Annotated in this window: 7 protein-coding genes; 6 read left to right on the top strand and 1 reads right to left on the bottom strand. The window is 46.1% G+C overall.

Features of this window, described 5'->3' with window-relative positions:
* The 4 genes from cysC to gpmM all read left to right on the top strand — a co-directional run.
* The coding region (cysC, locus tag AB4653_RS02925; protein ID WP_372103295.1) for an adenylyl-sulfate kinase at positions 1–446 on the top strand (446 nt) is incomplete at its 5' end.
* Positions 446–1,408 carry a hypothetical protein gene (locus tag AB4653_RS02920; protein WP_009847928.1) on the top strand — a complete coding sequence of 321 codons (963 nt, stop codon included), beginning with the start codon at positions 446–448 and terminating at the stop codon, positions 1,406–1,408. The genes cysC and AB4653_RS02920, both read left to right, overlap by 1 nt.
* 141 nt (positions 1,409–1,549) lie before the next feature.
* Complete coding sequence (gene cysN / locus AB4653_RS02915; protein ID WP_009847927.1) at positions 1,550–2,956, top strand: sulfate adenylyltransferase subunit CysN; 1,407 nt, start codon at positions 1,550–1,552, stop codon at positions 2,954–2,956.
* Between the two features lie 321 nt (positions 2,957–3,277).
* On the top strand, positions 3,278–4,810 hold the full coding sequence (gene gpmM, locus AB4653_RS02910; RefSeq protein ID WP_009847926.1) for a 2,3-bisphosphoglycerate-independent phosphoglycerate mutase: 1,533 nt from the start codon (positions 3,278–3,280) through the stop codon (positions 4,808–4,810).
* Between the two features lie 241 nt (positions 4,811–5,051).
* Here the strand turns inward: gpmM and AB4653_RS02905 are convergent, their stop codons facing one another.
* The gene (locus AB4653_RS02905; RefSeq protein WP_102257564.1) at positions 5,052–6,386 is read right to left on the bottom strand and encodes an MATE family efflux transporter; all 1,335 of its coding nucleotides are present in this window, start codon (positions 6,384–6,386) and stop codon (positions 5,052–5,054) included.
* Between the two features lie 215 nt (positions 6,387–6,601).
* On the opposite strand from AB4653_RS02905, the gene AB4653_RS02900 reads away from it, so the two are divergent.
* Complete coding sequence (locus AB4653_RS02900) at positions 6,602–6,892, top strand: co-chaperone GroES (RefSeq protein WP_004733324.1); 291 nt, start codon at positions 6,602–6,604, stop codon at positions 6,890–6,892.
* 52 nt (positions 6,893–6,944) lie between these two features.
* Positions 6,945–8,591: a chaperonin GroEL gene (gene groL / locus AB4653_RS02895; protein ID WP_009847924.1), complete on the top strand. Its 1,647-nt coding sequence runs from the start codon at positions 6,945–6,947 to the stop codon at positions 8,589–8,591.
* Positions 8,592–8,718 lie beyond the last annotated feature (127 nt).

Raw genomic sequence — 8,718 nt, 5'->3', positions numbered from 1 at the left:
GTTATCTGCTTGATGGCGATAATGTGCGTCATGGCCTCAATCAAGATTTAGGTTTTTCAGATTCAGACCGCATTGAAAATATCCGCCGCATCGGTGAGGTAGCTAAGCTGTTTGTTGATGCGGGCAATATTGTGTTAACTGCGTTTATCTCACCGTTTATTTCTGATCGCCAACAAGTGCGTGAATTGGTAACTGAAGGTGAATTTCTTGAAGTGTTTGTCGATACCCCGCTAGAGGTGTGTGAAGCACGCGACCCTAAAGGGCTCTACAAGAAAGCACGTGCCGGTGAGATTAAACACTTCACAGGCATCGACTCAGAATACCAAGCACCGGTGAATCCTGAAATCCATCTGCATACTGCAGAGCTATCTATTGAAGCTTGCGCGGATTTTGTCGTAGCTGAACTTGAGAAAAAAGGTTACTTGCAGTTAGGAGGGCAGTATTAATGCATTATGACGTATTTAATGGTGATGCAGATGGAATCATTGCACTACTGCAATTGCGATTCGCTGAGCCAAAAGAGTCCACTTTGACTACCGGTGTGAAGCGCGACATCAAATTGTTAAAACAAGTGGATATCGACAACGCCAGATCAGTGACGGTGCTGGATATATCCATGGAGAAGAATTTACCAGATCTTGCAGCACTGCTACGCAACAACGTCAAAGTTTTCTACTGCGACCATCATCGTAGTGGCGATATCCCAAAATCTGAAAACCTTGACGTATTAATCAATCTTGATGCGGAAATCTGCACCAGTTTATTGATTAACCAACGGCTAGGCGGTAAACACGCTAAGTGGGCTGTGGCTGCGGCATTTGGTGATAACCTATTTTCTTCTGCCCAGAAGTTGGCACAAGAGATTGGCCTGAGCGAATCAGAGATCGAGTTCTTAAAAGAGTTAGGTACTTTGATTAACTATAACGGTTATGGTGCAACGCTGAGCGATTTACACATAGAGCCAGCAGCGCTCTATTTGCAACTCATTGGCTACGTCGATCCGCTATCGCTACTCGATGACGATAACTCGCCGTATCACACACTGAAGAAAGGCTACGAGCTAGACCGTAACCAAGTGTTGAGCATCACGCCAACTTACTCGGATACCCAATGTAAAGTGTTTGAGCTACCGTGTGAAGCTTGGGCAAGGCGCATTAGTGGTGTGTTTGGAAACGAGCTTGCAAATCAAAGCCCTGACTTAGCGCATGCAGTATTAACGCTAAACGCGAGCGAGCAAGATTACACGGTGAGCGTACGTGCACCATTAAACCACCGTGTTGGGGCCGATGATATCTGCTCGTCGTTTGCCACAGGTGGTGGCCGTAAAGCAGCCGCAGGCATTAACGCGTTAACGCTCGATGACAAGCAAAATTTCATCAACACGTTGTCAGCGTATTACGCTCATTAAATGAAATGTAATTGCAGAAGGTACACAGTCACTTTCTGCGATGTGGAGCTAAGGCTCCCATACTCTAGAGTGCAAAGCATTCGAGTAGACAACCCAATTATACAGGGCATTGAAGCCTGAAAAGAAGATTAGGAGAACGATATGTCTCACAGCTCAGAGCTTATCGCAACGGATATCGAAGCATATCTGAAAGTTCATGAAAACAAAGATTTATTGCGCTTCCTCACTTGCGGTAACGTTGATGATGGTAAGTCGACATTGATTGGTCGTCTGCTTTATGATTCAAAGTTGATTTACGAAGACCAAATGGCAGCGATTGAGAAAGACTCTCAGAAATTTAACACCACCGATGGTGATTTTGATCTGGCGCTTTTGGTGGATGGTCTGCAGTCAGAACGAGAGCAAGGTATTACGATTGATGTAGCATACCGCTACTTTTCAACGGATAAGCGCAAGTTCATCATCGCTGATACTCCAGGACACGAGCAGTACACGCGTAATATGGTGACGGGCGCTTCTACTTGTGAGTTAGCGATTGTAATGGTTGATGCTCGTTACGGTATTCAGACACAAACCCGCCGTCACAGCTATATCTGTAGCTTGTTGGGTATTAAGCACATCATTGTCGCTGTCAATAAAATGGACTTGATGGACTATAGTCAAGAGGTGTATCAGAAGATTAAGGCTGATTACCGTGAAATGGCAAAGAACTTCAACATCGATGATATCCGTTTTGTGCCGATTTCAGCCCTGAACGGAGACAACGTGGTGAAATCAAGTGAGGTGATGGATTGGTATCCAGGTGCAACGCTGATGAAGCTGCTTGAAACCGTCAAAATTGACCAAGATAAAGACCTCGAACATATGCGCTTTCCAGTGCAATACGTGAATCGCCCTAATCTAAACTTCCGTGGTTTCTGTGGCACGCTTGCGTCTGGTTTGGTGCAAGTGGGCGATGAAGTGACAGCGCTGCCATCAGGTAAGAGCTCTCGAGTAAAGTCGATTTATACCTTTGATGGTGATCTGGATACCGCACGTCCTGGTCAAGCGATCACGTTAATTCTTGAAGATGAGATTGATGTGTCACGGGGTGATATGCTGGTGCACAACGGTCATGAGCCAAAAGTCACCAATAAGGTCAATGCTCATATCGTATGGATGGGTGAGAACCCAATGCGTACGCATAAAGAGTACATCTTTAAGTTTGCGACCAAATCTTGTGTTGGTAAAGTGACTGGCATCCCTCATAAAATTGATGTCAATACATTAAAACAGCACGCCAAAGAGAGTGAAACGTTAGACCTTAACGAGATTGCTTTGTCTGAGATTGTATTGACGGACAAAATTGCTGTTGATACTTACCAAACACTACCACAAACTGGGTCATTCATTGTGATTGACCGTCATAATAATGTGACAGTAGGTGCGGGTATGGTTGAATCGGTATCGGATGAAAAAGAAGAAGGCCGTGTCTACTCTTCATCAGAAAAAGACTTGAATACCTACGTGCGCAAGCACTTCCCAGAGTGGGGGTGTGCAGAGATCTAACCTCATCAGGCTGCAGTATCGCACAGTACTTGGTCATTATGTTCTTAGGCAAAGGTGCGGAGATAGGGTGTGACGTATCACTTGTGGTGTGATTTCAACCTATTAGTAATCTAGATTCGTGCCTTAATTGCACTGCACCTGTAAGTTATCAGCGATATCATGTCGCTGACTTTATTCATTAAGTGACGCTTTTTTTCATATCCGATCATCCTACCTGCGACGTTTCTTGATCTTCCGCTACAGTTTTGACTGTAAACTGTAGTAAAATTACGCTAATTTGTTTTTATACCGATTTATTTTGAATTGAACGAGGTCAGTCCTATGTCAGCTAAGAAGCCAATGGCTCTAGTGATCCTTGACGGTTACGGTTACCGTGAAGACAACCAAGACAACGCTATCGCGAACGCTAATACACCTGTATTAGACGGTCTTATTGCTAACCAACCTAACACGCTAATCTCGGCTTCTGGCTTAGATGTAGGCCTACCTGATGGCCAAATGGGTAACTCTGAAGTGGGTCACACCAACATCGGTGCGGGTCGTGTGGTATATCAAGATCTTACTCGTATTACTAAGTCAATTTCAGATGGAGAGTTCGGCCAAACTGAAGCGCTAGTGAATGCGGTTGATAAAGCGGTGAAAGCTGATAAAGCAGTGCACATCATGGGCCTTATGTCTCCAGGTGGCGTTCACTCTCATGAAGATCACATCTATGCAGCTGTTGAAATGGCAGCAGAGCGTGGCGCAGAGAAAATTTACCTACACGCATTCCTAGACGGTCGTGATACACCGCCACGTAGCGCAGAAAACACACTTGCACGTTTCCAAGAGCTATTCGCTAAGCTAGGTAAAGGTCGTGTTGCTTCGCTTATTGGTCGTTACTACGCAATGGACCGTGATAACAACTGGGATCGCGTTCAAGAATCTTACGACCTGCTGACTCAAGCAAAAGCAGAGTTCACATTCGACACTGCAGTAGCTGGCCTAGAAGCGGCTTACGCTCGTGACGAAAACGATGAGTTCGTGAAAGCGACTGAAATTAAAGCGGAAGGCGAAGAGTCTGCCGCTATCGTTGATGGCGATGCGGTTATCTTCATGAACTACCGTGCTGACCGTGCTCGTGAAATCACACGTGCATTCGTTCCTGATTTCGATGGTTTTGCTCGTAACGCATTCCCAGCGATCGATTTCGTGATGCTAACTCAATACGCAGCAGATATTCCTCTTCTATGTGCATTCCCACCGGCTTCTCTAGAGAACACCTACGGTGAATGGCTATCGAAAGAAGGCAAAACGCAGCTACGTATCTCTGAAACAGAGAAATACGCGCACGTGACGTTCTTCTTCAACGGCGGCAAAGAAGACGAGTTTGAAGGCGAAGAGCGTCAGCTTGTTGCTTCTCCAAAAGTAGCAACGTACGACCTGCAACCAGAAATGAGCGCGCCAGAGCTAACTGAAAAGCTAGTTGCAGCAATCAAAGGCGGCAAATACGACGCTATCGTGTGTAACTTCCCTAACTGTGACATGGTTGGCCACACTGGCGTTTACGATGCAGCGGTTAAAGCGGTAGAGTCGCTAGACGAATGTCTTGGCAAAGTGGTTGAAGCAATCAAAGAAGCCGATGGCCAACTGCTTATCACCGCTGACCACGGTAACGCGGAAATGATGGTAAACCCAGAAACGGGCGGCATCCACACTGCACACACTAACCTACCAGTGCCACTTATCTACGTAGGTAGTAAAGACGTTGAGTTCAAAGAAGGCGGTAAACTGTCTGATCTTGCACCAACGATGCTTTCTCTGTCTGGTATTGATATCCCAGTTGAAATGTCAGGTGACGTGATCGTTAAGTAGTTACTGTTTTAGATAAATAGTTTTAACTTTCATTGAATACTAGAACGGCTGCGCGTGAGTGTAGCCGTTTTTTTGTATCTGGAGTTTGAGGAATAGATTATCGTTTACTCGTTACCTTCTTATCCCGTCATTCCAGAATTGAGGAACGAAATATCTGGAATCTTATGTTTAGTATAGCTTGTCATACATAAAGAGAGATTCCCTATCACGCTCGTCCCTCGCTGTAGGCAATAACAGAGAGTTATTTGCTAGCTTGAGCTCTCACACGAAGCGCAAACAAATACCCTGAAATACCCCCCATGATGTTCCCTAATGCTAAGCCGATAAACAACCCTTCGACGCCATCAATTTGGCTGCCTATCCAAGCAAACGGCAATGTAAATACGAACAGGCGCATGAAGCTCCATTGAAAGGCTTTGAGTGGTTGATGCATGGCATTCATCGCGCTGAGCAGCATCATTACAATGCCTTGGAATCCATAGCTAAAGGGGACAACTAACAAGTAATGCCACAAGATGCCTCGCACAGACTCTTCTTGAGAAAATAGGGCGGCTAAAGGGATGCTCAATGGCACCATCATTAAGAAAATCAAACCTTGGAACATCACCGCAAAGCGCATGCTTAAGAACAGAGCTTTGAAACTACGCTGTGGATTATCAGCGCCAAAGTTCTGTGCCATGAAAGGCGTGAGGGCAGAAGTTAAAGACATCAACACGATGATCAAAATTGATTCAATACGCTGGGCAGCTCCGTAAGCTGCCACTGCTTCTGTTCCTTGTTTGGCTAACATCATCATGATTATGGCGCCAGCAAGTGGGTTCAGAGCATTAGAAAGAGCAGCGGGTGTGCCGATGGTTAAGATCTGTTTCCAGTCATCGATGATGCTTTTTAGTTTGGGCGGAGCAAGCAGTTTTGCTCGTATGGATAACACATACAGTGAACCACATAACGCACCAAACCAACTGAAGCCACTGGCAATGGCTGCGCCCTGAATCCCTAGCTCTGGGAAAGGACCGTAACCGAAGATCAGCAGCGGGTCGAGAATGCCGTTAATAAGGCCGGCCAGCATCATAATCTTGGCGGGTGTTTTGGTGTCGCCACTGGCTCGTATTGCGCTGTTGCCTGCCATAGGAATAACAAGCAGCGGTATCGCTAAATACCAAACCGACATGTACTCGGATATCAGTGGCAGTAACTCGGGTTCTGCCCCCAATAAGGCAAACATGGGTTCAAGTGTTACAAGCCCCAGAGTTGATGCAAAACCAACAAGAAGCACCGCAAGTAATAAACCGTGACAAGTAAAGCGAGCTGCATTTTGCGCGCAACCTTGGCCAAGTAATCTTCCAATACATGTCGACAAGCCAATGCCTATGCCCATGGTAATGCAGTTTATGGCGAAGGTGACTGGGAAGGTAAAGCTCACCGCTGCGAGTGCTTGTGTGCCGAGCAATGAGATAAAGAAAGTATCGACAAGGTTAAACATCAAGATCGCCACCATGCCGAAGATAGTCGGTATGGTCATGGTGCGTAGAGTCTGTGCTATCGGGGCCGTGAGAAGCCCATGCTTATCTTGCATGTAAAACGCCGTTGGAACTAAAACCGTAGGATAAACAGATGTGGGATACGAGTAAACGAAAAGCAAGGAAAGATGAGGGGTGAGAATCTGCTCTTTCGATCACAATTTTTTCTTTCCCCCCTTGGGTTCTTCCACATCGCCCCAACATACTCTTTAACCCCATGCCAATCGTGGCAACTATCATATTAAATGGAAATTATCAGGAGATACGACCGATGAATATCCGTCCTCTACACGACCGAGTTATCGTTGAGCGCCAAGAAGTTGAATCTAAATCTGCTGGTGGCATCGTTCTAACAGGTTCTGCCGCTGAAAAATCAACGCGCGGTACTATTCTAGCTGTTGGTAAAGGCCGCATTCTAGAAAATGGTTCAGTACAACCATTGGACGTTAAAGTTGGCGATACCGTTATCTTCTCTGAAGGCTACGGCACTAAAACTGAAAAGATCGACGGCAAAGAAGTTCTGATCATGTCTGAAAACGACATCATGGCGATCGTTGAGTAATCCGACCCATCAAACTGAACTGACTGAATAAAGAATTTTAAAGGAAATTAAGATGGCTGCTAAAGACGTTAAATTTGGTAACGACGCACGTATTAAAATGCTAGAAGGTGTAAACGTTCTGGCTGACGCAGTAAAAGTAACGCTAGGTCCTAAAGGCCGTAACGTTGTTCTAGACAAATCATTTGGCGCACCAACGATCACGAAAGATGGTGTTTCAGTTGCACGTGAAATCGAACTTGAAGACAAGTTCCAAAACATGGGCGCACAAATGGTTAAAGAAGTGGCTTCGCAAGCGAATGACGCGGCGGGCGATGGAACAACGACAGCAACAGTATTGGCTCAGTCTATTATTGCTGAAGGCCTAAAAGCCGTTGCTGCTGGCATGAACCCAATGGATCTTAAGCGCGGCATCGACAAAGCGGTTATCGCAGCTGTTGAAGAGCTGAAGAACCTTTCTGTTCCTTGTTCAGACACGAAAGCTATCGCGCAAGTAGGTACTATCTCTGCGAACTCTGATTCGACAGTGGGTAACATCATTGCTGAAGCGATGGAAAAAGTAGGTCGTGATGGCGTTATCACGGTTGAAGAAGGTCAGGCTCTGCAAGACGAGCTAGACGTAGTTGAAGGTATGCAGTTCGACCGCGGTTACCTATCTCCTTACTTCATCAACAACCAAGAAGCCGGTTCTGTTGATCTTGAAAGCCCATTCATTCTTCTAATCGACAAGAAAGTGTCGAACATCCGTGAACTTCTTCCGACTCTAGAAGCAGTTGCTAAGGCATCTCGTCCACTTCTTATCATCGCTGAAGATGTAGAAGGCGAAGCACTAGCAACTCTTGTTGTGAACAACATGCGCGGCATCGTTAAAGTGGCTGCAGTTAAAGCACCTGGTTTCGGCGACCGTCGTAAATCTATGCTGCAAGACATCGCAATCCTAACGGGCGGCACGGTTATCTCTGAAGAGATTGGCCTAGACCTTGAAAAAGTAACGCTAGAAGACCTAGGTCAAGCTAAGCGCATTACTATCACCAAAGAAAACTCAACTATCATTGATGGTGCGGGCGATGAAGTGATGATCAAAGGTCGCGTTTCTCAAATTCGTCAACAAATCGAAGATGCAACGTCTGACTACGATAAAGAAAAACTTCAAGAGCGCGTAGCTAAGCTAGCTGGCGGTGTTGCAGTAATCAAAGTAGGCGCTGCAACTGAAGTTGAGATGAAAGAGAAGAAAGACCGCGTAGAAGATGCACTTCACGCAACTCGCGCTGCTGTTGAAGAAGGTGTGGTTGCTGGTGGTGGTGTTGCACTTATCCGCGCTGCATCTAAAGTTGCTGGCCTTGAAGGCGACAACGAAGAGCAAAACGTAGGTATCCGTGTTGCACTACGTGCAATGGAAGCGCCTATTCGTCAAATCACTAAGAACGCAGGTGATGAAGAGTCTGTTGTTGCTAACAATGTTCGTGCTGGCGAAGGTAACTACGGTTACAACGCGGCTACTGGCGAATACGGCGACATGATTACAATGGGTATCCTAGATCCAACTAAGGTAACTCGTTCTGCACTTCAGTTCGCAGCATCCGTTGCTGGTCTTATGATCACAACAGAAGCGATGATCACTGATAAGCCACAAGATTCTGGCCCTGCAATGCCTGATATGGGTGGCATGGGCGGTATGGGGGGCATGGGCGGCATGATGTAATCATCCCCCTTTCTCGTAACAGAGAAAGTCATACATAAGCTTTAGAAAACGGAGACTTCGGTCTCCGTTTTTTTATGCTTTGAAATCGTCACTCCCGACAGCGAGGCACGAGCGTGATAGGGAATCT

Origin of the sequence: Vibrio sp. 10N.222.48.A3 (assembly GCF_041475345.1) — a bacterium.
Classification (GTDB): Bacteria; Pseudomonadota; Gammaproteobacteria; order Enterobacterales; family Vibrionaceae; genus Vibrio; species Vibrio tasmaniensis_A.
This window is presented reverse-complemented; position numbering and strand designations above follow the sequence as displayed.

Bases quoted from the DNA above. Each gene is read 5' to 3' on its own strand.
- groL (WP_009847924.1), top strand. From the start codon at position 6,945: ATGGCTGCTAAAGACGTTAAATTTGGTAACGACGCACGTATTAAAATG.
- gpmM (WP_009847926.1), top strand. From the start codon at position 3,278: ATGTCAGCTAAGAAGCCAATGGCTCTAGTGATCCTTGACGGTTACGGT.
- cysN (WP_009847927.1), top strand. From the start codon at position 1,550: ATGTCTCACAGCTCAGAGCTTATCGCAACGGATATCGAAGCATATCTG.
- AB4653_RS02905 (WP_102257564.1), bottom strand. From the start codon at position 6,386: ATGCAAGATAAGCATGGGCTTCTCACGGCCCCGATAGCACAGACTCTA.
- AB4653_RS02900 (WP_004733324.1), top strand. From the start codon at position 6,602: ATGAATATCCGTCCTCTACACGACCGAGTTATCGTTGAGCGCCAAGAA.
- AB4653_RS02920 (WP_009847928.1), top strand. From the start codon at position 446: ATGCATTATGACGTATTTAATGGTGATGCAGATGGAATCATTGCACTA.